At 46.9% G+C, this 26,089-nt stretch carries 27 protein-coding genes; 2 read left to right on the forward strand and 25 right to left on the reverse strand.

Annotation, left to right across the window (positions count from 1 at the left end; genetic code table 11):
• Window positions 1-207 precede the first annotated feature (207 nt).
• From H8S18_RS12920 to H8S18_RS13035, 24 genes are all read right to left on the reverse strand, one after another.
• On the reverse strand, window positions 208-1,197 hold the full coding sequence (locus H8S18_RS12920; protein WP_186858689.1) for an ABC transporter permease: 990 nt from the start codon (window positions 1,195-1,197) through the stop codon (window positions 208-210).
• Window positions 1,194-2,690 carry a sugar ABC transporter ATP-binding protein gene (locus H8S18_RS12925; protein WP_186858690.1) on the reverse strand — a complete coding sequence of 499 codons (1,497 nt, stop codon included), beginning with the start codon at window positions 2,688-2,690 and terminating at the stop codon, window positions 1,194-1,196. Before H8S18_RS12925 ends, H8S18_RS12920 begins: the two co-directional genes overlap by 4 nt.
• Window positions 2,691-2,749: 59 nt before the next feature.
• On the reverse strand, window positions 2,750-3,790 hold the full coding sequence (locus tag H8S18_RS12930) for a sugar ABC transporter substrate-binding protein (RefSeq protein WP_186858691.1): 1,041 nt from the start codon (window positions 3,788-3,790) through the stop codon (window positions 2,750-2,752).
• 62 nt (window positions 3,791-3,852) lie between these two features.
• Window positions 3,853-5,274 (reverse strand): rhamnulokinase, encoded by a 1,422-nt coding sequence (locus H8S18_RS12935; RefSeq protein WP_207721768.1) that lies wholly within the window; start codon window positions 5,272-5,274, stop codon window positions 3,853-3,855.
• Window positions 5,240-5,854 carry a class II aldolase/adducin family protein gene (locus tag H8S18_RS12940; RefSeq protein WP_186858693.1) on the reverse strand — a complete coding sequence of 205 codons (615 nt, stop codon included), beginning with the start codon at window positions 5,852-5,854 and terminating at the stop codon, window positions 5,240-5,242. Before H8S18_RS12940 ends, H8S18_RS12935 begins: the two co-directional genes overlap by 35 nt.
• 18 nt (window positions 5,855-5,872) lie before the next feature.
• Window positions 5,873-6,427 (reverse strand): BMC domain-containing protein, encoded by a 555-nt coding sequence (locus H8S18_RS12945; RefSeq protein ID WP_186858694.1) that lies wholly within the window; start codon window positions 6,425-6,427, stop codon window positions 5,873-5,875.
• A 2-nt stretch (window positions 6,428-6,429) separates the two neighbouring features.
• Window positions 6,430-6,702, reverse strand: coding sequence for a EutN/CcmL family microcompartment protein (locus H8S18_RS12950; protein ID WP_186858695.1), 273 nt, complete (start codon window positions 6,700-6,702; stop codon window positions 6,430-6,432).
• A 19-nt stretch (window positions 6,703-6,721) separates the two neighbouring features.
• Window positions 6,722-7,000, reverse strand: a complete 279-nt coding sequence (locus H8S18_RS12955; protein WP_186858696.1) for a BMC domain-containing protein — start codon at window positions 6,998-7,000, stop codon at window positions 6,722-6,724.
• A gap of 15 nt (window positions 7,001-7,015) precedes the next feature.
• Window positions 7,016-7,324, reverse strand: coding sequence for a BMC domain-containing protein (locus tag H8S18_RS12960; protein WP_186858697.1), 309 nt, complete (start codon window positions 7,322-7,324; stop codon window positions 7,016-7,018).
• Window positions 7,325-7,341: 17 nt separating this feature from the next.
• Window positions 7,342-7,698 (reverse strand): BMC domain-containing protein, encoded by a 357-nt coding sequence (locus tag H8S18_RS12965; protein ID WP_186858698.1) that lies wholly within the window; start codon window positions 7,696-7,698, stop codon window positions 7,342-7,344.
• A 4-nt stretch (window positions 7,699-7,702) separates the two neighbouring features.
• Window positions 7,703-8,302, reverse strand: a complete 600-nt coding sequence (locus tag H8S18_RS14520; protein WP_207721770.1) for a BMC domain-containing protein — start codon at window positions 8,300-8,302, stop codon at window positions 7,703-7,705.
• A 406-nt stretch (window positions 8,303-8,708) separates the two neighbouring features.
• Window positions 8,709-9,110 (reverse strand): TIGR04076 family protein, encoded by a 402-nt coding sequence (locus tag H8S18_RS12980; RefSeq protein WP_186858699.1) that lies wholly within the window; start codon window positions 9,108-9,110, stop codon window positions 8,709-8,711.
• Between the two features lie 577 nt (window positions 9,111-9,687).
• The gene (locus H8S18_RS14865) at window positions 9,688-9,813 is read right to left on the reverse strand and encodes a hypothetical protein (protein WP_279288471.1); all 126 of its coding nucleotides are present in this window, start codon (window positions 9,811-9,813) and stop codon (window positions 9,688-9,690) included.
• A gap of 102 nt (window positions 9,814-9,915) precedes the next feature.
• Window positions 9,916-11,202, reverse strand: coding sequence for a class II aldolase/adducin family protein (locus tag H8S18_RS12985; protein WP_186858700.1), 1,287 nt, complete (start codon window positions 11,200-11,202; stop codon window positions 9,916-9,918).
• A gap of 85 nt (window positions 11,203-11,287) precedes the next feature.
• Entirely contained in the window at window positions 11,288-12,445 is a 1,158-nt protein-coding gene (gene fucO / locus H8S18_RS12990; protein ID WP_186858701.1) for a lactaldehyde reductase, read from the reverse strand.
• Between the two features lie 193 nt (window positions 12,446-12,638).
• Window positions 12,639-12,794: a DUF4368 domain-containing protein gene (locus tag H8S18_RS15140; RefSeq protein ID WP_186858855.1), complete on the reverse strand. Its 156-nt coding sequence runs from the start codon at window positions 12,792-12,794 to the stop codon at window positions 12,639-12,641.
• Between the two features lie 53 nt (window positions 12,795-12,847).
• Window positions 12,848-13,513: a ribulose-phosphate 3-epimerase gene (gene rpe, locus H8S18_RS13000; protein ID WP_186858702.1), complete on the reverse strand. Its 666-nt coding sequence runs from the start codon at window positions 13,511-13,513 to the stop codon at window positions 12,848-12,850.
• Window positions 13,476-14,738, reverse strand: coding sequence for an MFS transporter (locus tag H8S18_RS13005; protein ID WP_186858703.1), 1,263 nt, complete (start codon window positions 14,736-14,738; stop codon window positions 13,476-13,478). The genes rpe and H8S18_RS13005 overlap by 38 nt, the downstream gene beginning before the upstream one ends.
• On the reverse strand, window positions 14,735-15,715 hold the full coding sequence (locus tag H8S18_RS13010) for a type I phosphomannose isomerase catalytic subunit (RefSeq protein WP_243165163.1): 981 nt from the start codon (window positions 15,713-15,715) through the stop codon (window positions 14,735-14,737). Before H8S18_RS13010 ends, H8S18_RS13005 begins: the two co-directional genes overlap by 4 nt.
• Window positions 15,716-15,761: 46 nt before the next feature.
• Entirely contained in the window at window positions 15,762-16,736 is a 975-nt protein-coding gene (locus tag H8S18_RS13015) for an ABC transporter permease (RefSeq protein WP_186858704.1), read from the reverse strand.
• Complete coding sequence (locus tag H8S18_RS13020; RefSeq protein ID WP_207721772.1) at window positions 16,736-18,232, reverse strand: sugar ABC transporter ATP-binding protein; 1,497 nt, start codon at window positions 18,230-18,232, stop codon at window positions 16,736-16,738. The genes H8S18_RS13015 and H8S18_RS13020 overlap by 1 nt, the downstream gene beginning before the upstream one ends.
• 115 nt (window positions 18,233-18,347) lie before the next feature.
• Window positions 18,348-19,406, reverse strand: a complete 1,059-nt coding sequence (locus H8S18_RS13025; protein WP_186858706.1) for a sugar ABC transporter substrate-binding protein — start codon at window positions 19,404-19,406, stop codon at window positions 18,348-18,350.
• Window positions 19,407-19,444: 38 nt separating this feature from the next.
• Window positions 19,445-20,680, reverse strand: a complete 1,236-nt coding sequence (locus H8S18_RS13030) for an anhydro-N-acetylmuramic acid kinase (protein WP_186858707.1) — start codon at window positions 20,678-20,680, stop codon at window positions 19,445-19,447.
• Between the two features lie 243 nt (window positions 20,681-20,923).
• On the reverse strand, window positions 20,924-21,973 hold the full coding sequence (locus H8S18_RS13035; protein WP_186858708.1) for a LacI family DNA-binding transcriptional regulator: 1,050 nt from the start codon (window positions 21,971-21,973) through the stop codon (window positions 20,924-20,926).
• 418 nt (window positions 21,974-22,391) lie between these two features.
• Between H8S18_RS13035 and H8S18_RS13040 the strand changes: the two genes are divergently transcribed.
• Window positions 22,392-23,357, forward strand: coding sequence for a sugar-binding transcriptional regulator (locus H8S18_RS13040; RefSeq protein ID WP_186858709.1), 966 nt, complete (start codon window positions 22,392-22,394; stop codon window positions 23,355-23,357).
• 132 nt (window positions 23,358-23,489) lie between these two features.
• Here H8S18_RS13040 and H8S18_RS13045 read toward each other — a convergent pair whose 3' ends face one another.
• A complete protein-coding gene (locus H8S18_RS13045; protein ID WP_186858710.1) occupies window positions 23,490-24,776 on the reverse strand; it encodes a PHP domain-containing protein in 1,287 nt (428 codons plus the stop codon).
• Window positions 24,777-24,969: 193 nt separating this feature from the next.
• Here H8S18_RS13045 and H8S18_RS13050 point away from each other — a divergent pair, with 193 nt between their 5' ends.
• A complete protein-coding gene (locus tag H8S18_RS13050) occupies window positions 24,970-26,079 on the forward strand; it encodes a class II aldolase/adducin family protein (protein WP_186858711.1) in 1,110 nt (369 codons plus the stop codon).
• Window positions 26,080-26,089 lie beyond the last annotated feature (10 nt).

Below are 26,089 nucleotides of genomic sequence, written 5' to 3' on the forward strand. Positions count from 1 at the left end.
TCCCTTTCTTTTTCATTCCAATTTAAGTATCTCTTAAATCGGCTTATCTGTCAATATAATGTCTTTGTCGCCGATTTTCAAAAGCCGAAAATATATTGTAACTTTATTTATATCTTCTTTTCTTATGAAAATGTGTAATTTTAAGTCATTCTGTTGATGCTCTCATGAATATTTATTGGGCGGCCGTATGACCGCCCACTTTCTACCCTACTTTTTTATGCGTTTTTCGCGCGTCATCAACGATTGCAACACCACTGCAATCACAAGCACAATTCCCTGTACCATCATTTGATAGAAAGAATCCACATTAAGTTGTACAAGTCCATTATTCAAAATTCCTACAAAGATACAACCCACGACTACGCCGGGCAAACGCCCAATGCCCCCCGAAAGCGCCGTTCCTCCGAGTACACAGGCAGTAAATACATCAAACAGATAAGTGCTTCCTACTTGTGCAGATCCCGCATTTGTGCGCGCAGCAACAATCAGGCCTCCCAAGGAAGAAAATAATCCTCCCAGTATATACACAAGAACTTGGATCCTGTTGACGCGTATCCCGGAAAGGCGTGCCGACTCTTTGTTGCCGCCAAGCGCGTAACAATAGGTACCAAATTTTGAATATTTCATGAATAGTGACATAAAAATATAAAGTCCGGCCAAAATAATTACAGGAATTGGAACAGGCCCCCAATATCCTCTGCCAAGCGCTACAAAACTTTCTGGAAAATTGGAAATCGGCGTTGCCTGTGTAATGACATAGCCAGCTCCCTGGCAGATCTGCATTGTCCCGAGTGTCACGATGAATGACGGGAGATTCAGATAGGTCGAGAGCGTCCCGTTTAAAAGACCCGCTAACAGTCCGACACACATCCCAGCCGTGATAGAAAGCGGCATTGGTACGTCCATGTCGATCGTCAGCTTTGCTACCACGATTCCAGTAAGAGCCGCAACATATCCGACGGAGATATCCATTCCTCCTGTCAATATGACCATAAATCCGCCGATTGCAATAATTCCTACAATCGATACCTGACGTATGATATTGAGTATATTATCCGCATTAAGAAACGCCGGAGATGCGATCGAAAGAAATACGATCAACACTACCAAGGCAATATACAATCCCGCCTCTTGTTTAGACGTTGCATACCAGTTTTTAATTGAATTCAATGTTTTGGATTGGCTCTCCTTGCTCATAGCTGCTTTCCTCCCATCGCATATTGCATAATGACCTCTTGCCCCGCTTCTTCCTTGGTAAGTTCCGCAACGATTCGCCCATCGCGCACGACAAGTACACGGTCTGAAAGTTTCAGGACTTCCAGTAACTCCGAAGAGACCACAATGATGCTTTTTCCTTCCTTTACCATTCCATCCAGTATTGCATGGATTTCTTCTTTTGCTCCTACGTCCACACCGCGTGTCGGCTCATCGATCAATAAGATCTTAGGATCAGCGTTCACACATTTACTCACAACGATTTTCTGTTGGTTTCCTCCGCTGAACAGTTTTGCCTTTCGCAGGACATCTGGTGGACTGATCTCAAATTTTTTAACCGCTTCACGCGCTCTTTTTCTTACCTTTTTGTAGGAAATCATACCAGCTTTATTTGTCATTTTTGACAAACTTGCGCACGTATTGTTATATTCCATCGTCATTTCCATCATCAGCCCTTCCGATTTTCGCTCCTCGGGCACAAGCGCAACACCTGCCTGATAAGCGTCATAGGGCGAATTGATTTCCACCTGCCTCCCCTCAATCCATACTTCTCCCGAATCTTTTCGATCCGCTCCAAATACCGCCCGTATGATTTCACTTCTTCCCGCTCCTGCCAGACCAGCGAAACCCAAAATTTCACCGCGTTTCAGATTGAAATTGATGTCGTGGAGCTTGCCTTCCACATTCAGCCCCTTGACTTCCAAAATTACTTCATCCGTTGCGATCGATTTTCTTGGTTCGCTTTTCACCTCACGGCCGACCACCATTTTGATCAACGCTTTTTCATCAAGATTCTCCCGATCCGCCGTACCGATATATTGTCCGTCGCGCAGAACCGATACCCGATCCGCCAAACTGAACACTTCCTCAAAAATATGCGTAATATAAATGATCCCTACTCCCTGCTTCTTCAAGGCATTTACGACCTGATACAGGTTTGTCCGTTCCTGTTGCGCAAGCGCTGCCGTCGGTTCATCTAGTATGACCACTTTGGGATTTGTACTGATGACCTTTGCGATTTCCACCATCTGTTGCTCGGCAAAGGACAGCATTTGCATTTTTTTGGTAACGTCGATATCGAAGCCAAGGCGCTTCAAACTCTCCTGTGCTTTTTGTATGGAATATTTTTTGTCGATCACGTTTAAAAACTTTTTTGTTCGCTCCTGCCCCAGCATAAAATTTGTTGCGACATCCAACCACGGTACGATATTCAATTCCTGGTGTACTACGCTGATTCCCGCTTCTACCGCGTCAGCCGGACTTTTGACGTCGATTTTTCGGTCTTCTATAAATATTTCGCCTTCATCCGCACGGAATACGCCCGAAACAATCTTTATAAATGTGGATTTGCCCGCGCCATTCTCTCCTAGAAGGGCGTGTATTTCCCCACTTTTTACATCAAGTGATACATCGTCAAGAGCCTTTACGCCGGGAAATGACTTACTGATATTTTTAACACTCAATATCGTTCCCATATGCTTATCTCCTTTTGCCTACGGGAGGCCCGAGGGCCTCCCGTAGTAATATTCAAAGATTATTCTTCCATCAAGCCTTCTACCGTCGTTTTGTCGCACAGTTCAAACGGTACCTTGATCTCATATTCAAATTCTTCCCCGTTGACCGCTTTAAGCGCCATATCAACGGCAGTATCTGCCATAACGCGCGGCGGCAGATGCATGGTAACCTTGAACATCGATTCATCTGCCTGAATCAGATCCATAACATCTGGGTTCGTATAAAACGCGCATGCCACCGCATCTTCCTGCGTCATCCCGCGCGATTCCATCGCAGCTACTCCCCCGAGGGTACACTCGACATTTGCACCCCATAGCATGTTAATGTCGTCATTTGCAGACAGGATATTCTCCGTTACCGTCATGCCTTTTTCAGTTTCTGCCTGGCCATTCATGATTACCGCTTTCACATTCTCTTCTCCAAGTTCTGCTTTCAATCCTTCAAGAAAGCCGTTTTCCGCATCAAGACAGGGTTGCTCTGCCGGATAGGAAAGCACAGCAACGTTTGCTCTCCCATCAAAATGTTCTTTTGCGTAATCGGCCGCCCATTTGCCTTCCAATTTGCCCGTTTCATAGGTTTCAATCCCTACAAGCCCGGATGCAACGTGGTTTCCGTCCCCGTCAACGACATCAAGGTCACTTAGGATTACGCGCACACCCGCAGCTTCCGCTTCTTTAATGACAACGCCTACTCCGCCCGGGTCTACCGGGCAAAGGATAATCGCGTCGCAGCCTTGGGCAATCATATCCTCCATAAGACTTACCTGCTTTGCAGCATCGAATTTACTGTCTGCAGATATTACCTCGAAGCCCTTTTCTTCGGCTAATTTCTCAATTTCATCGACCCACGACACCCAATACGTGTGCCCAAGGTTGAAGACTGGAACCCCAATTTTAACCGTTCCATCTCCGTTTGCGTCCTCCGCTGACGCAACGCTTTCCTGAGCAGATTCCTCGGGGGTTTTACTGTCCTGCGGGGTTTCTGCAGGCGTGCATGCAAACAAAATACTCACCAGCATAACCATAACTACAACAAACACCAGTCGTTTCATCTTCTTCATCAAATTTTCCTCCTTGTTATTTGATTTTAGAATTGTAATCAGGTCTTTCCTTATATGAAATTTCAAAATTCACGAATTTTTGTCGAACCACGCAGCAGATTTGCTGCTTCCGACCTGTTGAGAAGTTCTTTCTGCCGGATCAACTGGGTACAAATATTTCCCATAGCCGTCGCTTCTACTGGCCCCGCATATAGTTTGAGGCCTGTTTTTCTCTTGATTGCATTGCAAAGATACGCGCTTTTTGCACCGCCGCCCAATACGTAAATGCTGTCGAATGTTTTCCCGAGAATACGGATGATGTCCCGCATGGTCTTTGCCACGGAATTCGCGATTCCATTCAGCACCGCCGCATAAATCTCAGCTTTTCCTTTTGGTTGCGGTTGTCCGGTGCGTTCAAGATATCCTAAAATCTTTTGGCACATTTTTCCCGGTTTCGTAAATTCTGGACTGTCCGGATCAATAGATCCCCCATATTCGGCTTCCTTTGCCCCCTTTTCCAGAAAACCGTAATCCATTTCCCATCCCCCGGTTTTCCACTCTCGCGCACATTCCTGCACAATGAACAATCCGTTGGAATATTTCAGGAAATTGATCTCTCCGTCAAAGCCATTCTCATTGCTGAGGCCTGCCTCAAAAGCCTCCCGGGTAATTACCGGCTCCTGCAAAAAACAGCCAGTCATGACCCAGCTTCCTGTGCTGACATAAAGAGCCCGTTCCACACAATGCGCCGGGACCGCCATAAGGGCGGAAGAGGTGTCGTGCCCACAGACCCGCATCACTGGAATTCTTTTTCCCTCTGGAATCCCCGCCACTCCTAAAATGTCGTTTCGTTCCGTTGTCTGCGGCAGCACATTGGGAAGCCCGAGGTGCTCCATGAGTTCCATATTCCAGTCGTCCCACTTAAGACTATACATCCCGGACGGACTGGCCAAGGTATTGTCAAAAGTTACTTCACCCGTAAGCAGATAGCAGATGAGATTAGCCATGAGCTGGATTGTCCGCGTTTTTTCAAACCAATACGGTGCATATTTTTTCCAGTAGCACAGATGTACAAGTGGGCAAATATCTTCTATTACTGTGCCGTTGCTTTCAAAAAGTTCGTAGCCCGAAATGACAGAGAAAACTTCTTCCGCAAATTCCTGTACCTGTGGGTCGCGGTAGGTCCGCGGCAGAAACAGGAGCCTTCCATGCCCGTCCAGCATTCCAAAGTCCGCTCCCCATGTATCAATTCCCATCGAATCCGCAGACGTACGCCCGATTGATTCTACTGCGAACCGATGCATTACTCCGATATCCCAGTAAAGATTGTCCTTCACACGCACCAGTTCATTCTTGCAGCGCAGCATCTCCCGATATCCAAGCCGACTGCCGTCAAAAATTCCTTCGATACTCCGCATGCTGCCGGCACCGTAATCAAGCGCCAGCACTTTTTTCGCCGCTGCCATCATATCACAGAAGCTTTTGGAATAAACCAACCATCGCATTAACTTCCGCGTTGTCAAGAAGCGTAAATGCCTCATCAAGATCTTTGGCCGCAATTACGATGCCATGATTGGGAATAAGCGCGCCTAGCGCCCTTTCCGGTATTTCACTGCGCCGATTATAAAAATAGGAAATCACTTCTTTTGCGAGTTCAGGCGAAGTCCCCTCAACCTCTTTGACGCATTCCATCGGACCGCCTGCAAAATATTCAAAGTTTTCCGTATAGACATCCAGTCTCTTTTTCGCCGCGGCATAGACAAGGCAATATCTCGGATGGGCATGCAGTACCGCTCCAACGCTTGGAATCGCCTCGTAGATGCCAAGGTGCATCATACTTTCACGCGTCATCATGGTCGGATCGTTTTCCACAACTTCCAAAGTATTTTCATCGAGTGCAATCAGGTCGTCCGGCTGAAGCTGCCACCGCAATTTCTCTCCTGCCATCATTGGCGTAACATAAATAAGCCCGTTATGCCTCACGCTGATATTTCCACCGCCTGCGTCGGTGAGCTGCCTGTCGAACATCAGCCGTCCCGTATTGATCATTTTGCATCTCATATAATCATTGCCAAAATTGCACATAGCTTTACCTCCAAGATATTAAGTTCCAAATAATGTTTTGTATGTCTGCTCATGCGGATTTGTTATAATCGTACCCGCCACAAATCCATTTCTCGTCCGGCATAACAGGGATGCCTTTTCTATCGCCGCGGTAATTTCCGCGATTCCGCCACAAAGGATTACCACCCCTTTACCGCCGATTCCGTTCGCCAGGCGCAATTCCCGCACCCATACGTCGGATGTTTTTGCCGCTTCATCTGCAGCATAGACCGCACTTGCCGCATCGCGCGTTTCCAGAATCCCCAGCGCATCTGTTTTTCTCTCAGCCGGCTGATGGTTCAGAATGCCATTGCTCAGATTGCCGATTACTATTGATTTTCGCAATGCCGGAAGATATTTTCCACGCAACATATGAACCGCTCCATACACGTCCGCATACCTCCCGCCAAAAATTATCAGATATCCTCCCGGGCATATCATCCCTGCCTGCAACAAGTGAATATCATTGTTTTTAATTGCACAGTCAAAGCCCGCAATTCCCTCGGCGATTCCCTGGAATTCCGCAATTCCTACAGCGGCCCCAAGATTTTTCATATCTACTCTCCCAGTACGGATTCCGGTTTGTCAATGATGCCCACGATTGCCGCATCTACCGGAGCGTTTTCCCTCCCTGTTCCGATGCGCGCGGCGCTTCCGGACGCAACGAGGACAACCTCACCTTCTCCCGCGCCGACACTGTCGATTGCCACTGTATAGCGCTGGACGAGCCTTCCATTTTCGATCATCTGCACAACCAACAGCTTGCAACCCGTCAGCTTTTCATTTTTTTTCGTCGCTACGACATATTGAACGATTTTGCCAAGCTGCATAACGGCACTTCCCTTCTATTTATTTCATCGCGGGGAGTATCTTTTCTACATCGCCGTGGGGACGCGGAATCACGTGCACCGCGATAAGTTCGCCAAGTGCTCCAACAGCTCCCGCCCCCGCTTCCGTAGCGGCTTTTACGGCGCCGACGTCGCCGCGCACCATCACAGACACATAGCCCGAGCCGATCTTGTCTACACCGATCAACTCCACATTTGCCGCTTTCACCATCGCATCCGCTGCCTCGATCAGGGCAGTAAGCCCTCTGGTTTCAATGATTCCCAGTGCTTCTTTAATCATGATTTTCCCTCCGTTTTATCCGATTTCTTCCACTTTGATTTCTGTTTCCTGTGTTCCAGGCAATATCTTCTCCATATCTGCATGCGGACTGGGAATAATATGCGCGGCAACGAGTTCACCAAGTCCGTTCACAGCCGCCGAACCCGCTTCCACTGCCGCTTTCACCGCGCCAACATCTCCCGTCACCATTACGGTTACATAGCCTGAGCCGATCTTTTCCATTCCCGCAAGCTTCACATTCGCCGCCTTTACCATTGCATCCGCGACTTCTACAAGCGCCGTAAGCCCCCGCGTCTCCACCATACCCAACGCTTCTCTTGCCATTTTTCCTCTCTCCTTTCTCATCCCGAAATGATCTTTATGATCTTAAAGATTGCATCGTCCGGCCGGGCCATCGTATGCGCCGCATAAAGCTCGCCCAGCCTCTGTACCGTTTCACTTCCGGTCTTTACCGCTTCTCTGACCGCATCGACTTTCCCCGCAACAGCTATGTAAATCAGGGCATTACCAATCTTTTGACTGCCAATCACTTCCACACCCGCTGCTTTGACCATACTGTCAGCTGCTTCGATCGCTGCCGTAATTCCCCGGCATTCCACGATCCCCAAAGCCTCTTTTCCAGCGCCTTCAGCTTCCGTTTTCCGCTCCTTTGCCTGATTCTTTTTCGCGATATCCGCCCCTGCTTTTTTCTTTCCCATTTTCTCAGTCACTTTTCAAATTTGTGTATTGGATCATTGGGTAGATCCCTTCGCACGGAAGCGCATTTACGTTGGAAGAAATTACATCGCCCACTTCCGCTGCCGCAGCAAGTCCCGCATCGACCGCGCCTCTCACCGCATCCGGTAGACCCGCCAGCTTTAGCGCCACAATCAGCTCAATTCCTTCACTTCCCTTCGTGCGTTCCATACCAACCAACCGCACATTCGCTGCTTTTACCGCCGCATCCGCCGCGGTCATGGCACAGATAAATCCGTATACCTCAATGATGCCAAACGCTTCCTTTCCAAACACAATCTTTTTTTCACGATAGGAATTATCAAGATACATCCGCGTCTGTGGATCCGGATTCGCCATAATCCGGTACGCAATCACTTCGCTCGCCCGTTCCGCTTCGGCGATCCCTGCCTGAACAGAGGCCGTTACCGCGCTTACTTCGCCTTCAACCACCAGCGTTACGAGACCGCCACCCATATCTTTTTTTATATCGACCAATCCCGTTTCCGCCGCCTTCATCATGGCGTCCATCACCATTATGCTTGAGGCAAGTCCTCTCACTTCCAGTAATCCAAGAGCTTCGTTCATTCCCGCAGCACTCCTTAAAGCCCGATATTATCAGTCCGTTAAGTTTCAATCGGTTCAATCGGTTCTTACTATCCTACAAGCAGGCAACCTATGATAAATTCAAATTTTGCAATGCAGTAATATTCCGCTCAATCATCAATTCATACATCGAACAAAATTTTCCATACCCGAAAAATATTGTCCTGTAATTTGATTGTCCAGCCATCTTCCCAATGCCAAAAGGGCCAAAAAACCAGAGAAAGCGTAGCCGATTTTTTAGTTTGATAATTTATAATAATACGAAATTTATTTCCCTGTTGAGACAAACAATTCGCAGACCGAGACATATTCGCTGTCCAGCATTGCACCCAAAAGCGTGTATGCCATATTTACCGAATTTTGCCTATTCTCTCTCAATGAATTGTAATTAAACCTCTTCGATGGAAAACGTAACATGATTATCTGGATCCGGGCAACCAAGCCGGATTTTTCCCTTGACCGGTTCCCACCAGAAATCCGCATTGCAAATCATTGCATTGATATAGGGCAGCAATCCCGAAAAGGCCGGAATACAAATCCCTTCCGGTGTTTTGTCTCCCTCCATATAGAAGGTCTCGCCTTCTACATGTCGTGCAACACACATCCCCTCTACGCGCTCCACCGTAATCTTGAATTTCTTAAGCGGCGGAGGCGGCACTTTCCCAATTAAGGATTTGCCATCGCCGATCGAAGCATCATCTGCAAATTTAGGAGCATCTGCATTGCGTGCCGGACCTGAACCAATCGCGCTTTTTACTAGTTGGTCGAGTTCTGATTTGTTTACCTTCATATTTATTACCTCCTTGTTGTATTTGATATTTGTATCTTAACATTAAGTTATATTTATGTCAATATTTTTTTAAAAATATATAAATAAAATACTAAAAGTTATATTTATATCCATTTTAAATGATTTTATATATGTTTATATATAGAATTTCATTAAAATTCATTTTACAATAACGTTATTTATATAACCAATTGTTGGACGTATACAAAAAAACGTTCCCTCTAGTAGACCACTCCCTGTTAAACAGGCAGAAAAAACCAATAGTAAGAAAAGAAAAAATTGCGTGGATTTACTCCTCAATTCAAAGGGAGTAAATCTGCTTTTTGTTTGGATACGCTCATAACTATAAAATTGAATTTATTCGTGCATCAGTTTCACGGCTTCTTTAATTGAAGCATTTTTTGTCAGTAGATGTACTTTGTTTTCAGTATTCCAAAGAAATTCTTCGACGGAGCGTTACTAAGCGGCATCCCTGCCCTTGACATGGAGGTAATACGTAGTTTCATCGCTCCTTACGTACTAATTGGCCGTGCTTCTTTGGCACGACAATATTCGCTTGCTTGTTATGGCGATTTACTCAGTTTTTGGCTTGAATTTTTTTCAGGCCAGGCGCATCTGCAATTTCCTGCTTGCTTTTCCTTTCTTTACGCATTTTTATGATTTGTTGTTCCAATATCTTGATGTGTGTATAGCTTCTTTTCATACAAATACCCCCTGTATAGTCTCTGTCCTACATCAGGGGGCTGGCTTGTGTCATTGTCTGTTTTTAGAGTTCAATCTAAAAAAGGAAATCCAACGCCACTCGTTACAGCTTAAACGCCGCCTCGATTTCCTTTACTTCTTCCGCCGTAATCGTTCGCGGCTCTCCCAACTGTTTTGCCGCCAAGACAGACTTAGCGGAATATTCCAGCACTTCCAGCCTGTCAAATACATTCAAAAGACCGGTTCCTGCAATCACCACACAATCGTTATCAATCATCTCAACCGGATTTTTCATGGATATCGTATCTACCACCTGGTTGTGCTCGAGAAGATTGGAGCCATACGGCAGCCGCTGCACTTGTTTGAGCATAATATAACTTTCTGGAATCAACCGTGCGTCGAACTCCGCCCCTGTTACTGCAAACGCCATAATATTCGGCGGATGCGCAATGGCAACTGCATTGATATCCGGATGTTTCTCGTAAATTGCCTGATGCATTTTTACGGCGCGCGATGGATTTTTCCCCTGCTCCTTGCGTCCATTGCGGATATTTACGATGTCTTCCGGCTCAAGGTACATCCTGTCTTTATTATAAGGCGTAATGATAAACGAACCGTCGGGCAGCCTGCGCGAGAAAGTTCCCTGTGTTGAAGTAAACAATTGCTGGTTATACGCCCGGCGGATAAATTTACACATGACCGAGCGGTAATACCGTTCGGCTGAGCTATATTCTCCCGGATAATAATCCTCGAGCTGTGGGAAAGAACGCATATAATACAAATTGAGTTCTTCCGGCGTAAGGATGCGTGGTTTTCCGAGCGGAGCCGCATTGATCTCGATGCGCGCACAGTAGTCGAGTGTTTCAAACTTCATGAACGCATCAAACATGTTCTGCGCGCCTACTACAACGCCGTGGCTTGCCATCATTACAATATCTGATCCATTTTCAAACTCCCGTGCAATCAGGCCGCCGAGTTTTTTTGAACCGGGAAGCGCATATCCCGCCGCCTTCACATTGTTGCAAATATAATTGACGCTCGCAATCATTTCTGTCTGCGGTTTCCGGCCAAGTGCGGAATATGCTACCAATGCCGGCGGATGTGCATGCAGCACAGCCTTCAGGTCCGGCCGTTTCTCATACACCATTTTGTGAAAAGGCAGTTCTACCGACGGTTTATGCGGGCCGAGGACCGTGCCGTCCGGTTTTACCTGCATGATATCTTCCCGCGTCAGCGTTCCTTTGTCAATCGATCCCGGCGTAATCCAGATGTCGCCGTCCGAATCCTTGATGGAAAGATTTCCGCCCGAGGTTGTTGTCATACCGAACGCATAAATACGCTCCATCATCATGCAAATTTGATCGGCGGGGTGCAGTACATGAAAATTCATAGGGATTCTCCTTTTCTTTGCGGCGCAGCCGCTTTGCTTCTTTTCATCCCGCAGGCGAAACCTCCCGCGGCCCTAAAAAATATCCTCAGCCATTCAGCGCCCAACGATATACTCCAAGAATGCTTTCCTCCGTCATATCCTTGGGATTTCCGCCTGTGCATACATCGCAGAAGGCCGACTTCGCCAATTCCTCGAGGTCTTCCTCTTTTACGCCGATTTCAGCCAAGGTCTGTGGAATCTCCACTGCGCGTGATAAGGCGCGCACCGCTTCGATTGCCGCGCGGCGGTATTCCGCCTGACTCATGTTATCTACATTCCCTACGCCCATGGCCCGGGCAATTTCACGATATTTTTCCCCTGTCGCGTCCTGGTTGTGTTCCATTACATAAGGCAGCAGCACCGCATTGGCAATGCCGTGCGGCGTATCGTAAAACGCCCCCAATGGATGCGCCATTCCGTGCACCACGCCAAGACCTACGTTGGAAAAACCCATGCCCGCGATATATTGCGCGGCCGCCATCTCTTCCTTTGCCTTCATATCGCCGTTGACCGCATCTTTGAGATTTTCCGCGATCATTTTAATCGCTTGCAGGTGGAACATATCCGTCATTTCCCACGCGCCTTTTGTCACATAGCCCTCAATGGCATGCGTAAGCGCGTCCATCCCCGTGGATGCCGCAAGGCCGCGCGGCATGGAAGCCATCATCCCCGGATCGACAATCGCAACCTGCGGAATGTCATGTACGTCCACGCATACAAATTTCCGTTTCTTTTCTTCATCCGTAATTACATAGTTAATCGTCACCTCTGCCGCCGTACCCGCCGTCGTAGGAATTGCAATCGTTGGCACCGCCTTTCTCAGCGTATTCGCCGTGCCTTCAAGGCTTACAACATCGGAAAATTCCGGGTTGCTGACGATGATTCCAACCGCCTTCGCCGTGTCGATCGACGATCCGCCGCCGATGGCAACCAGATAATCCGCACCGCTTGCACGAAACGCGGTTACTCCCTTTTTGACGATCTCTACCGTGGGATTTGCCTTCACCTGTGAAAAAATGTTGTACGCCATACCGCTTGCGTCAAGCAAATCCGTCACCTTGGCGGCGACGCCAAACCGCACCAGATCGGCATCCGTTATGATAAGCCCCTTTCTAAATCCCCGCCGCCGGATTTCCTCCGGCAGGTTCAAAAGCGCTCCTTGCCCAAAATACGATGTTTCATTCAAAATCATTCTCTGCGACATAATGGTAAACCTCCTTACAGTCGTGTAAAGTCCAATCTTCCCCTGTAGTTTTATTGTAACCCCTTTGCAGGTACCCTACAACAAAATATTAAAGGGAAATCAGCAAATTATCCCCGCATAAATCAGTTGAGGCTGCTTATGGTTGCGCTGCAAAAAACACCCCGCGCTAACGCGAATAAATATAAATGAGTGTTTAGTATAATTTTCCAATAAAACGGTAGTAAATATCGATCTGTTGAGTACGTTGTCTATCAATGCGTTGCGCTTGGTGGATAACTATTCTTTCTATACTGCCAGTTACTATCCTTTTAAAGCTAAAACGCCGCAGGTTCTTTCCTGTGGCGTTCAGATATAAGGCTTATGTTTCCAACACAAAATCCAAAAAACTGCTCGGTATAGTTTCTACCGGATGGCTTCGCGCAGCTTTTTAGCAGCCTCCGGGATCGTCATATCCGTCCGGAACAGTCCCGCACTCCCTGCTACAAAATTTCCCGCGCCGGCAGCTTTCATTTTCCTTGCATTTTCAAAGCTTACATTTCCATCAACCTGAATCACCGTATCTCGGTGACCTCGTTCATTCAGGTAGCTACGTACATTCCCAATTTTTCTCAGCATCTCTTCCACAATTGCCTGTCCTGCGAATCCCGGATTCACCGTCATTACCAACACGAAATCCGCCACATCCAGCACATATTCCAATACTTCAACAGGGGTAGCCGGATTCATTGCAACACCCGGATGTATCCCTTCCCTTTTAAGAAATTGCAGTAGTCTTTGCAGGTGAACCGTGCTTTCTGCATGTACCGATACTGTATCTCCCTTACGAAAAGGAAAGTATCCTGTTTTCAGGTCCGGGCGTTCTACCATTAAATGAATATCTAACGGTAAATCCGTCTCTCTCCTGACCTGTTCAATCATGCATACCCCCAGTGCATAATTGGGCACAAAGCTTCCATCCATAATATCAAAATGCAGGTACTCGATCCCCGCCTCCTCCATTGCGCGTATGTCCTTCCTCATATCCATAAAATCAGCGCACATCATCGATGCTGAAATTCCCGTCTTCACCTTTATACTCCTTTTCCTGTATTCCAGATTTTTTATGTTCTTTTTTGATTATTGTCATAACCGCCAGCATAACCAACGGAAATACAGCCGTTATCATCATTGCCGTCCGAAGACCCGCCTGGTCCCCGTTTACCGCGGAGACTCCCTGCGCGACCATGCCTGCAAGCCACGGGGCAAATGCCGCGCCCGCGTCTCCGCTTGCCGCAAGCACGGAGAACATCGAGGCCCCCGCCCGTGGGAAACGGTCTGCGGCAAGTACGATGCAGCCCGGCCACATGATGCTTACCGCGAATCCGCACAGGGCGCACGCCGCCAACGCCAGCGCACCGTTATTTGTAAATGCGATCAGTAAATATGCCGCCAACGCCAGTCCCGCGCCTGCAGTAAGGACATTCAGTAAATTTTTTCCGCCCGATTTGGCATAGAGGATCCTTCCTACTCCCATCATAAGCGCAAACATGCATACGCCTGCCGTATCGCCAATAACCTTGGGAAATCCCGCGGCTTTTTCCATAAACGTCGAGCTCCATTCCCCCATAACGTGCTCGGAAGCGGCCCCCAGGATAATACATAACGTCACAAGCAGAAAGTATTTGTTCCGCACGACCTGTTTAAGCGGCGTTTTCCGTTTCCCTTCTTTTACAAAGGGGGCAATCGGAGCTTTGGCAAATAAGAATATGTTGATTGCCGGGACCGCCAGCCATAGCAAGACAACCTGTTTCCAGCTTTCCGCTCCCCATGTATAAATCAGCAGCGTAGTAATAATAATGACCACGATCTGTCCCCAAGAGTAAAAGGAATGCAGTACGTTCATTGCCGAAATCTTCTCTTGGGTCGGAATTGCGTTCACGATAGGATTAATAAGCAATTCCAGCAGCCCACCGCCAATTGAAAATAGAATCGTGCCGATCAGCAAACCCGTAAATAGATCCGCAAACAAATCCGCCGCAAGTACAAATACCACCAGGCCCGCTATAGCCAGCGCCTGCGCTAATATTACAAAGGGGCGCGCCCCAAACGCATCGGCAGGCCTGCCGAATGCAAGATCAGATGCTACCTGCACGATAAAATTTACTGAGATCAATATGCCAAGCTGGGCATATGTGATTCCATACAGGCTTTGCAGGGGAACAAACAGGATCGGCGTCAAGTTTATCACAACCGCCAATACGATGTATCCCATATAACATGCCCGCACCGTATATCTGTAATCTGCTTTTTTCATATCCCTATCATTTTGCACAATTCCTGTTTTGCGCGCGTCTTATCTGGCACATACGATTTAAGCAGCTTTAAATTGCCCTGCACTTCGTACTCTCCCAGGCTGGCCGGCATAAGCACGCTTTCCCCGCATTGGATATATTCGCATTTACTTCCATACCTCAGCACTCCACAGCCTTCGACACAGGTATAGGTATGAAAGCGCTCTTTGTCTGTACAGCTTTGCATACAGGAACTGATCTCATAACATTCCCATGCAAATGCTTCATGGACAAAATAGATCGTCCGCCTGTATCCGCTGTGGTCGACGGAAACGCCCGGAGAGCGCCTTCCTTGCATATTGAGGTCGATCACATGGAACGCATCTTCCACATCTACTTTCCTTCCCCGTCCATAATCAAAGATACGGTAAGTCGTATTGGAGTTTTGCCCGATTTCCACCATAATCAGGTCGCTTCCCATCGCATGCACCAAACCGCTGTGAAGCAGGTATACATCTCCTTTTTTTGCTTCATACCGCTTCATGTACCTTTCCGTTTCCCCTGTTTTGATGCTCTTTCGGAATTCTTCTTTCGTACAATCCTTCGTACCCAAATATAAAAAGGGTTCCTCGAAGGTCTCCATCACATACCATGCCTCTGTCTTCCCTGCCGCCATGCCCTTGCTGCGCGCATAGTCATCATCGGGGTGTACCTGGATAGACAGTTTTTCCCGTGGATTGACCAAACGGATCATAAAAGGAAAATTCTCCGGATCTATCCCGCTTCCAAGCAGGTCATGGCCGAACATGCCGATCATTTCCTGTAATGTTTTCCCTATGTATTGCCCGTTTGTTACGACGCTCGTGCCTTCTTCATGGCAGGCAATATCCCATGTTTCTCCTATCTTCCCCTCGGGAAGATCGCTGCGGAACAATGAAAAATCCCGGCTTCCCCATATTTTATTGATATAAATATGATTAAACTTAAATGGATACAGCATATGTTACCTCCCTCATAAAGCCTTGCGGGGGCATGGTATCCCCCGCTTATGCCTTCTTCCTGCTTTTTGTATCTATAAGGACTGCAACGACAATAATCAGCCCTTTTACCACTTGCTGCCAATAGGAGGAAACATCCAGCAGTGTGAGTCCATTCGCTAGGACGCCAATAATAATTACGCCGATGACCGTTCCAAAAATCGTCCCCTTGCCGCCGGCCAAAGACGCCCCGCCCAAGATGACAGCGGCGATAACATCCATTTCAAATCCATCTGCTGCCGAAGGCTGTCCCGATCCGAGGCGCGCTGCCATCACAAGCCCCGCCAGCCCTGTAAAAAGGCCGCTCAGAGTAAACACGCCAATCTTTACTCTGTCGACGCTGATACCAGACCATTGACTTGCTTTGGAATTCCCGCCAACTGCATAAATATGCCGTCCAAACCGCGTGTATTTCGTAATAAAAATGCCAACGACAACAACTGCAGCCATCAACACAACCGGCAATGGGATCGCGCCCACGTATCCCGTTCCAAATTGCGTGAATCCTTCATCAAATACCGATACTGGGTTGCCACCCGTATAAATAAAGGATATTCCGCGGAAAATCTGCATTGTCGCCAACGTCGTGATAAATGCCGGGATTCGGCCTTTCGCGGTGATAAATCCGTTTACAAAACCAACTCCCGCGCCGATCGCGAGCGAGAATACTAAGGTCAGGAAGGGGCTTTGGGTCATTTTATATACCGTCGCGCCCATCACGCCGACAAATGCCATCACCGATCCCGGAGACAGGTCGATGTCTCCCAGAATAATAATCATTGTCATACCGACCCCAACGATACATATCATCGACACCTGCCGGAACATATTGAGCAGGTTATCCGGCGTAAAAAATGCGTTTGTTAAACAGGTAAAAACCACAAACAGGCCAACCATAATAAAAATAAGCGCATATTGGCGTAAGTTTGCAGCCTTTCTCCCACGCTTCTCTTCAGAAGCGATGATTACTTCATTATTCGACATTATTCATTCCCTCCAATCGCTGCATGCATCAGCTTTTCCTGATTGAGACCCGCAACAGGTGCATCCAGTGTTTTTTGTCCTTCATAAAGTACGATCACGCGGTCGCTGATGTGTAAAATTTCCGGCATCTCTGACGAAATCATCAAAATACTTGTTCCGTTTTCTGCAAGCTGCCTCATGATCGAATAAATCTCCGCTTTTGCTCCTACGTCGATTCCGCGTGTCGGTTCATCCATAATCAAAATGTCGGGTTTCATCGCCAACCACTTCCCCAAAACAATCTTCTGCTGATTCCCTCCGGAAAGCTCCTCTACCGCCTGTTCCTCGCTGCTCAAGGCTACTGAAAGGTTTTTGATATATTTCAGGGCGATTTCTTTCTCTTCAGCTTTTCGCATCCTGATCGGGCTTAAATTCTTCAGGCATGATAATACCAAATTATTTTGTACGGATAGGGATAAAACCAACCCCAATTCTTTTCTGTCTTCCGGAATTAGCGCAATTCCATTATTGATCGCGTCGATCGGCGACTTTATGGTAATCTTCCGGCCGTTTTTATACACTTCTGCTTCATCCGCTTTATCGATCCCAAAGATAATACGTGCCATCTCGGTCCTGCCTGCGCCCACGAGGCCAAAAAAACCTAATATTTCTCCTTTATGGAGCCTAAAATCAAAAGGCTTTGATTTCAGCGTAACATTTACGTTCACATTTTTAACTTCAAGCGCAATTTCCTTATCTTTATAATCCTTTGCCTGAGTATTCTTTTCTAAATTTAGTTTCCTGCCGATCATACATTGCACCAATTCTTCATTGGTAGTGTCCGCCGTTTTGAATGTATCGACAAATTTTCCATCCCGGAATACCGTGATCCGATCTGTTATTTTAAAGATTTCCTCCATTCGATGGGAAATATAAATGATACTCGTCCCCTTGGATTTCAGTTCGGTAATTAAATCAAACAGAATATCTACTTCACGATCTGTCAGACTGGAAGTAGGTTCATCTAATACAATAATATCCGCCTGATAAGACAGGCATTTTGCAATTTCAACCAGTTGTTTTTCCGCTATGCTTAATTCCGAGACAAGAGCACGCGGTTCTTTGTCTACTTTGACACGCTTCAATATATCCCGGGTATCTGCATATAGTTTTTTCCAATCCATTGTGCCCGCTTTTGTTTTGGGCTCCCTGCCGATAAAAACATTCTCGGCAATACTCATATTGTTAAGAAGGTTGAACTCTTGGAACACGATACTAATTCCCTGCTCCTGTGCTTCCTTTGGCGTAATATGTTCCATTCGTACCATATTTCCACCTTGATCCAGTTTTTCTACGATTCCGCTGTCCTTTGTATATACGCCCGTTAATATCTTCATCAAGGTAGATTTCCCTGCTCCGTTTTCGCCCATCAGCGCGTGTACTTCGCCCTCCATCAGATCGAATTGTACATTGTCAAGCACTGTAACGCCGGCAAAGGATTTGGTGATGCTTTTCATATTCAAAATTTTTCTGGGCACGTTACCACACCTTTCCAAATGATAGTACTCTTAATTTTTTTGAGCAGAGCGTGGGGAACCGCAAAGTTCCCCACGTCAACTCTACTTCCAATTTTTATTCAGCGGCAGCGTACTGTGCCTCACGTTCGATATATTCATCCACATTATCAGCCGTGATCAAGCCGATCGGCACGGAAATGAACTCTTCCACTTCTTCGCCATTGATCCATTTGAGTGCATTTTGCACTGCCTGATAGCCCATCTGGTACGGGTCCTGGGCAACTGCCATCGAGAATGGCGTTCCGGATTTGATCGCATTGAGATTATCTTCTGTTGCGTCAACTCCCGTAATCAGGATATCGGTTTTGCCGGCAGCCTGTGCCGCAGAAAGCGCACCCAAAGCGGAAGATTCGTTGGAGCCCGCTATGCAGTCCAAATCGGGATTCGCCTGCAGGATAGTCTCTGCCGCTTCCAGCGCTTTGGTCCGCTCAATTGCCGCCGTTTCGTTTGTCGCGACAATTTCGATTCCCTCCTGCGCATCCATCACTTCAAAAAAGCCTTCCTGCCGGTCGCGCAGAGATGTAATGCTCGGATTTCCCAACCATGCAACCGTGCCTTCTCCTCCCAACTGTTCTATAATATATTCCGCTTCCATTTTTCCGATTTCTTTATTGTCAGAAGAAACAAATGCCGTCACTTCACAGTTGTCTACATTGATATCGACCGGAAAAATTCCGATCCCCTTTTCCAGCGCTTCATTGCATACGTTGCTAAGCGCCGCAGAGTCGATCGGGTTTACCATAATTGCTTTTACACCTTGCTGCATCAGATTTTCCACGTCCGAAACCTGTGTTTCGACTTCATAATCAGCGGTAGTCACGACCAGTTGTACTCCCGCTTCTTTCGCCGCTGCTTCCGCCCCTTGCTGCATGGCTACGAAAAACGGATGAACGCTCTGTCCGAAAGAAAAGCCGATTTTTACGCCTTCTGCCGAAGCCACCTCCGTACTCTCTGCCGATTCCTCGGAAGCAGGTTCTTCAGATGACGCAGACGTTTCTGCCGCCGTCGATTCCGCAGGTGCGGAGACTTCCGCCACAGGTGCGCCGCAAGCTGCAAACAGCATTGCCGAAATGACCATTAAACATACCAGGGTTACAACAATAGACTTTTTCATGTTTTTCACCTCACGCTTTTGATTATTTTTAGGACATTTTAATCCAAAGGTCCAATATTTTTCGCCTTCCATGGCGCAAACGATACTTTCCCCAGTATCGTATACTGGGATGCATGGCATGCGGCCGGAATGTTATCCGCAATATTATGCATTGTCGAATATGCTAGGGTCGCAAATTTGCATGCTTCTTTATATTCCGGAGGGATACCGATCTCCTCGGAAGATGTTAGGCGGATGTTCCGGGGCAGTTTTTCCTGGATATATTTCATAATGGTCGGATTTTTTACACCGCCGCCGGAGGCGTACATCACCTTCACCCGCTCAATCATATCCTGCGGAATATAATCGTTCATATTGCGTACGATCGCTTCTGCTGTAAAGGCGCAGATCGTTGCCATAATATCTTCCGTAGAAAGATTTGAATATTTATCCAGCATCTTATTACTGTATTCCTCTGAAAAATCATATTTCCATCCGGAACGCGGTACAGGACGCTTGAAGAATTCATGCTCCATAAATTCCGCCAGCATTTTTTCATTTACCGTTCCCTTGGCCGCAACAGCACCGTCATAGTCGCACGGCTGCCCAAGAAGCCTTCTCGCCGCATTATCAGACATCAAATTCCCGGGACCGGTATCAAAGGCGACCATTTTACGGCGGTCTTTATATGCAAGATGCACATTTGCAATCCCGCCAATATTCAGCGTAAGTGTCGGTTCTTCCTTATCACGGAATAAAACGAAATCAAAATACTGCATCAACGGCGCCGCACTGCCGCCCCATACATGGTCAGCCTGCCGGAAATTCGTCACGGTAGTAATATTGGTCAGGCCGGCAATCACAGATGTATCGCCGATTTGGTAGCCGCACGGATACGGTCCATTCAGCCAGCGATGCACCCAGTCATCCTTTTGCGTATCTGTCATCGCTGCAATTTTCACATGGTCGGGCTGCTCCTGATAGAGCGTCTGGCCATCCACTCCCAGCACTTCGATATCCCTCGGATCAATTCCGTTTTCCTTCATGAACTGACGGACCGCTTCCGCCATCTGTGCCCCCGCAATATAAGTGAGACGGGTAAGCCCTACCATATCGACTTTATTGTCGAATGCAGGAACGATCATATCTTCCACTTCTTTAGGCCATTGATACGATCCTCCTTTCAAAAATTTTGTCGGTTTCGGAAAACCGTCTTCCGCAATTTCTGTTTCTGCAAGAATAACGTCAATTCCATCGAATGATGAACCACTGTTCATCCCCATAATTAATGCCATTTCTTCCTCCTGAATATAATTTGAGATTTACGTTTAATTTGCTTTTTAATGAATATGGTGATACAATTGTATTGGATAAAAGGGTACAAAAAGAACACACATCTTCTCCCTGATATCCGCTCATGCTACAAACACCGCTACATGTTTGTAGCATTTTTTTGTCTTTCCTGTGCTGCCTTTTTTAAACCGTAAATAAAAATCTATCTCTCCTATCTCATCACCTCCACAGCTTAAAGTAAATTTTTATTTTAAAAGGTTAATATCGTGGCATGATTGGCGTTCGATCATTTGTGTTTTGAGCACGATTGTTGATTCTCCAAACCATTCCTTATTCTCCCGTTTTGCGTTGATTTTCTCAAATAATTTTTCCGCAGCCAATTCTCCCATTTTTTGTGGATCCTGCGTTACCGTCGTCAACGGGGGATCAAGTATCTTCGCCAGTTCAAAATCGTCCCAAGCAATGAAACTGATATCACGGCCAATTTTTTTGTTCATTTCCCGTAGGGCCAATAACGCCCCTGTACATGTAATATTATTAAGAACAAATAAAGCCGTCAACTCCGCGCTTTGCGCCAACAACTCCTTAGTGAACCGATTCCCTTCTTCAACGGATGCAGTTCTCCCGATTTTGATATATTCCTTATGGCAGGGCACCCCTGCATCGCTTAATGCTTTTTTATATCCATCAATCCGCTCGTACATAGTCGATGTAAAAATACTTGCGATCAGGCCAATATTCTCGTGTCCCTTTTGGAGCAAATAGCGAGTCGCTTCATAGCTTCCTGAAAAATTGTCCGCCTTAATAATCAATTCGTTGACATTCAATAGTTCGCGGTCAATATATACTACCGGAACATCTCCGGCATACAACCTTTTTTTCGTAGCATCCAGTGTCATATCGTTCGGCTGCGCCGTTGCAATAATCAGGCCGTCAATGCGCTTTGCGTATAATGTTTTGATGGCTTTTACTTCCTCGTCGATATCTTCGCCCGTATTGGCAATAATCACACTATATCCTGCTTCAGCTCCTTTCACCTCAATGGAATGAATGATCTCGCTAAAAAACGGATTTGCAATATTCCCTACCAAGACCCCTATCGTTTTTGTAACCTGGCTCTTCATACTCTGCGCAATCGCATTGGGCATATAGCCAAGTTCCTTAGCTGCTTTCATCACCTTTAAACGCGCCTTTTCCGAAACGTTCCCGTATCCTCCGAGTACACGTCCGGCAGTCGCGGACGATAATCCCGCCTTTTGCGCTACGTCTATAATTGTAATATTTTGCTTTGCCATGCTTTCCATTTTTCCTTATACTCTCTCTTATATTTTGATAACGTTATCAATATTTCGAGTAAATACAGGGCGCTTTAGTAAAAATCCAAATCTTTTTTCCATGCATTCCAATGTTTTATAGGAATATACATATCTTCTCTAAATTTCGTTATCCCAAATGTACTCTAGATAAAAATTCTATTGAAATACTACAAATATTGACGTTATTTACGGTTTATTCTGCCACTGTTTTCATTATACAAAAAGGAAAAAATATTGTCAAGAAATTTATTGATAACGTTCTCTTTTATAAAACACTTTTTATACGGCTGTTTTTTGTACCGGTTTATTTTAAAAAATACTGCCGCTTGGCATTTTTGTCTCTTTTTTCTTTCTTTTCTATTTATGATATAATACGATCCGGGAGGGATGAGTGCCCATGAACGAAAAAGAATTTCAATTGATGATAAGCGCCGCAAAGCAATATTACCAGCTTGGCATCAGTCAGGAAGAGATCGCACGGAAGTCCTACGTCTCTAAATCCACAGTCTCCCGCTTGATCCGTAAAGCGGTCGATCTTGGGTATGTTGAATTTAAGATCAATTATTCGGGTGAAGAGGTAACTCACCTCCAACAGGAACTGTTCGATTCTTTCGGAATTCCCTGCACAGTGCTTCCCTCATTTGTAGATGATTACCTCCCGCGGCTGGACGATGTGTGCGCATATGCTGCGCGCGATATCCCCGTATATATTGGGAATGGCGAGACGGTGGGAGTCACATGGGGGCGTACAACCGAATATCTCGCTAAAAACCTGGTTCCCCCTTCGCAGGAAAAACGAGACGTAAAAATCTGTATGTTGAGCGGTTTCGTGACGGGAACCATCGCTTCCATGAAAGCAACTCATATTATCGAAAAATTCGCAGATATTTTTTCTGCACAGGGATTTGTTATGCCGGCTCCCCTGCTAGTCGATACGGAACATATCGCGCAGGTTCTATTGTCCGATTCCAATATACGCTACGTCATGAACCTTTGCCACAAGGCGCAGACGGTTATCCTTTCCGTAGGGGGAACAGACCTGAAGGATACGTTCCTGACAGACGAAGGGACCTATAATCTTAGCGTTTATAATAAAATCGCACACAGCGGAGGCGTTGGCGACATTGCGGGACGCAATTTCGACATTAACGGGAACGAGATCCAGAGTAATATTACCGGCCGGATCATGAGCATTCCGCTTGCCGACCTTAAGAAAAAGAGAAACCGTATCTGTATTGCGATTGGCGAGCACAAAAGCCATGCCATCTTGGGCGCCCTACGCGGTGGTATCGTGAATCGCCTTTATACAGACGAAATCACAGCGAAAGATGTCCTGAAAAAAGCCCGTTTGCTTAGAAAATAGACTCTTTTCACACAAAAAACCTTTTTGAAACTAATTTCAAAAAGGCAGCTTATCAAAAAAGGTCGCTTGCCGCGACCTTTTTTGATAAGCTGACACCCCTATTTCATTAGGGGTGTTAAAAGTTCCGGAAGTTTATTTTTTGTATTTGAGCCCAATTTTTTTGAAGTGGGCTACGCGGTTTTTGAGCTGTGGATATTCCCGCTTCATCTTGTCTGAATAGATGCTCTCTTCCGGATCGAGCGTCGCCGCGTTCTCATGCCCTACAAGCGCCCACGTGTTATCTGAAAGATGCTTGAACGCATCGTCGCGCTGCTTCATGCAAATAAAGCTTTGGCGCGGCTGATTGATATCTTCTCCGGATATCTCAAAAAAGTCAAGCCCGCGGCATTTATCCATCACGCGCACAAGCTGCTCCATCGTGTTGCGCGAGGGCATATAGGAAAGCGCTTCGAATCCAAGTTTCCTGACATACGGGAACAGTTCATCCAAATATTCATCCTCGAATTTCTGCGCTTTTTTGTCGCCTGTCGGGGATTCGGCAACATCCCCAAGGTAGCAGTAAGTTGGGATTACCCCCAACGTGCGGGCATAATCCACTACTTTTTTTACCGGAAAGCTGTCTTCCCCCTGCGCGATAAAAAACCGCGGCACCAGCTCTGATTTCAGCACGTTCAGCACGTCGTATTCATAGGCGGAAAATTCCGTATCCTCAAGCATTTTTTTCACATTCGGCTTAAGGGCAATCCCCATATCGTTTTCCAGGAAATGAATCAGTTTTTCGCCTTTTCCGTACTTCCCAATCAATTTTTTCGTAAGACCGAATAATATGTGGCGTTCCGTGATGCTCCCCCCATCGTGCGCCATGGAAAGAGGCTTTACATCCGCTTCAAAATCAAGTGCCAGACCGTAGGGTTTTATGATTTCGTTGAGCTTTTCCACCTGCCTGCGATTCCGTTCATTGCGTTTTACGCGTATTTGCGTAAGAAGCGCATCCATCTCGTCGATTTTATTGTGCGGAAGGCCGTGGAGGGCAATATAGGCCACTGTCGGCTCGTCCGGATTGTTCAGGGTGCGCCCTTTAAACGGAGTATCCGCAAAACTCACGCGCACTTCGCAGCCAATGGTAGTGGTGATTCCCATAATTTCCCCCGCCTCGATAAATTCCCGCGCACCGCTGATAGAATCGTGGTCAATGATTCCTACCGTCACGAGTCCGCTCATATAGGCATAGTAGACTGCCGCCGCCGGCGAATAGGGCGAAAAAGAATAGGTGGTATGAACATGGTTATTCGTATCCGCTGTACGCTCCGGCTCCGCTATTTCTCCAGCGTCGAGCATACGTCTGAGGCCGCGCAGCGCCTCGAGCCGCGCTTCCTTTTCCGGTGCGTTCAATTCCTGTAATAGTGTTTCCTTACTCATCGGTTCTCCTCCCTTTTCATAGCTCCCCAACATTTTGTTATTTTTTCACACGATTCTTGTTGAAAAGCACAAATAGATCACATATAATTAAGAAGTAATGTGTAATTCTTACAAATTCATTTTTACTATATCATGTTTACCTTGATTTTCAAAGGAAAATCTAAAATAAATTTTAGGAAAAGAGGTAACAAAATTGGATCTTACAGAGCTGATAAAACTTTCAAACGACTATGGCAAAAACGAAGATTATGTCCTTGCCGGCGGGGGCAACACCTCTCTCAAAGATGATAAGGAAATGTATATCAAAGGTTCGGGCACAACGCTTGCAACCATAACGGCAGATGGCTTTGTGGGGATGGACCGCGCAAAACTCAATGCGATGATGACGGCTGGCTACCCGCAGGGCGATACGGAACGCGAAGCGGCTTCGCTTGCGGATATGATGGCAGCACGGCTCCCCGGGTTCGAAGAAAAACGCCCGAGCGTGGAAACGACGCTGCACAACCTGTTTCCGTTCCGCCTGATCCTGCACGTGCATCCCGCGCTTGTAAACGGGCTGACTTGCGGACAGGACGGCGCAACGGTTGCGGAAGAGCTGCTGCCCGGCGAATTTGTATGGATCCCGCTTTCGCGTCCCGGCTATGTGCTTTCTCTCCTCTGCCGGAAAAAGCTGGCAGAATATAAAGAGAAATATGGCAAGGAAGCACAAATCCTTCTGCTCCAGAACCATGGCATTTTCGTCGCCGCCGATACGCGCGAAGAAATCGATACACTGATGAATCACGTAATGGAACGCCTGCGCAGCAAGCTTGGGCGTACGCCGGACTTCTCGGAGGCGTCCTGCGATACGAAAAAGGCGGAATCTTTAAAACGCGAGCTCGCCGCCCTTTATTCCCCGAATGGAAAGGCCGACCTGATATGCAATCATGAAATTCTTTCCCTCGTTGCTTCGAAACGTGCGTTTGCGCCTCTTGCCGCAGCCTTCACGCCTGACCACATCGTTTACTGCAAGGCGGAATTCCTGTATACGGAGTCTCCGGACCTGATGGATGTAAAGTTCAGGGAATTCATGGACAAAAACGGATATGCGCCTAAGGTTGTTTGTGTAAAGGATTTTGGCGCGTTTATCCTCGGCGATACGGATAAGGAAATCGCTACCTCGAAGATGCTCTTGCTCGACGCGGTAAAAATTGCAGTTTATTCGGAGAGCTTTGGCGGTCCACTGCACATGACCCCGGAACTGATCGATTTCATTACCAACTGGGAGATGGAAGCATACCGCCAGAAGGTAAATAAAGAATAACATATACTGT

The sequence above is a fragment of the Christensenella tenuis genome (assembly GCF_014287795.1).
Classification (GTDB): Bacteria; Bacillota; Clostridia; order Christensenellales; family Christensenellaceae; genus Christensenella; species Christensenella tenuis.

Bases quoted from the DNA above. Each gene is read 5' to 3' on its own strand.
- H8S18_RS12950 (WP_186858695.1), bottom strand. From the start codon at position 6,702: ATGCAGCTTGGCAAAATCGTTCAATATGTCGTAGCGACGAAAAAAAAT.
- H8S18_RS12935 (WP_207721768.1), bottom strand. From the start codon at position 5,274: ATGCGATGGTTGGTTTATTCCAAAAGCTTCTGTGATATGATGGCAGCG.
- H8S18_RS13035 (WP_186858708.1), bottom strand. From the start codon at position 21,973: ATGGCAAAGCAAAATATTACAATTATAGACGTAGCGCAAAAGGCGGGA.
- H8S18_RS12920 (WP_186858689.1), bottom strand. From the start codon at position 1,197: ATGAGCAAGGAGAGCCAATCCAAAACATTGAATTCAATTAAAAACTGG.
- H8S18_RS12955 (WP_186858696.1), bottom strand. From the start codon at position 7,000: ATGATTAAAGAAGCACTGGGAATCATTGAAACCAGAGGGCTTACTGCC.
- H8S18_RS13010 (WP_243165163.1), bottom strand. From the start codon at position 15,715: ATGCTGTATCCATTTAAGTTTAATCATATTTATATCAATAAAATATGG.
- H8S18_RS12925 (WP_186858690.1), bottom strand. From the start codon at position 2,690: ATGGGAACGATATTGAGTGTTAAAAATATCAGTAAGTCATTTCCCGGC.
- H8S18_RS12965 (WP_186858698.1), bottom strand. From the start codon at position 7,698: ATGGGAAAGAAAAAAGCAGGGGCGGATATCGCGAAAAAGAATCAGGCA.
- H8S18_RS12930 (WP_186858691.1), bottom strand. From the start codon at position 3,790: ATGAAGAAGATGAAACGACTGGTGTTTGTTGTAGTTATGGTTATGCTG.
- H8S18_RS14520 (WP_207721770.1), bottom strand. From the start codon at position 8,302: ATGAACGAAGCTCTTGGATTACTGGAAGTGAGAGGACTTGCCTCAAGC.
- H8S18_RS12980 (WP_186858699.1), bottom strand. From the start codon at position 9,110: ATGAAGGTAAACAAATCAGAACTCGACCAACTAGTAAAAAGCGCGATT.
- H8S18_RS13020 (WP_207721772.1), bottom strand. From the start codon at position 18,232: ATGAAAAGCATCACCAAATCCTTTGCCGGCGTTACAGTGCTTGACAAT.
- fucO (WP_186858701.1), bottom strand. From the start codon at position 12,445: ATGTCGCAGAGAATGATTTTGAATGAAACATCGTATTTTGGGCAAGGA.
- H8S18_RS12985 (WP_186858700.1), bottom strand. From the start codon at position 11,202: ATGAATTTTCATGTACTGCACCCCGCCGATCAAATTTGCATGATGATG.
- H8S18_RS12945 (WP_186858694.1), bottom strand. From the start codon at position 6,427: ATGAAAAATCTTGGGGCCGCTGTAGGAATTGCGGAATTCCAGGGAATC.
- H8S18_RS13025 (WP_186858706.1), bottom strand. From the start codon at position 19,406: ATGAAAAAGTCTATTGTTGTAACCCTGGTATGTTTAATGGTCATTTCG.
- H8S18_RS13045 (WP_186858710.1), bottom strand. From the start codon at position 24,776: ATGAGTAAGGAAACACTATTACAGGAATTGAACGCACCGGAAAAGGAA.
- H8S18_RS13030 (WP_186858707.1), bottom strand. From the start codon at position 20,680: ATGGCATTAATTATGGGGATGAACAGTGGTTCATCATTCGATGGAATT.
- H8S18_RS12960 (WP_186858697.1), bottom strand. From the start codon at position 7,324: ATGGCAAGAGAAGCGTTGGGTATGGTGGAGACGCGGGGGCTTACGGCG.
- H8S18_RS14865 (WP_279288471.1), bottom strand. From the start codon at position 9,813: ATGAAAAGAAGCTATACACACATCAAGATATTGGAACAACAAATCATA.
- H8S18_RS13005 (WP_186858703.1), bottom strand. From the start codon at position 14,738: ATGAAAAAAGCAGATTACAGATATACGGTGCGGGCATGTTATATGGGA.
- H8S18_RS13040 (WP_186858709.1), top strand. From the start codon at position 22,392: ATGAACGAAAAAGAATTTCAATTGATGATAAGCGCCGCAAAGCAATAT.
- H8S18_RS13015 (WP_186858704.1), bottom strand. From the start codon at position 16,736: ATGTCGAATAATGAAGTAATCATCGCTTCTGAAGAGAAGCGTGGGAGA.
- H8S18_RS12940 (WP_186858693.1), bottom strand. From the start codon at position 5,854: ATGTGCAATTTTGGCAATGATTATATGAGATGCAAAATGATCAATACG.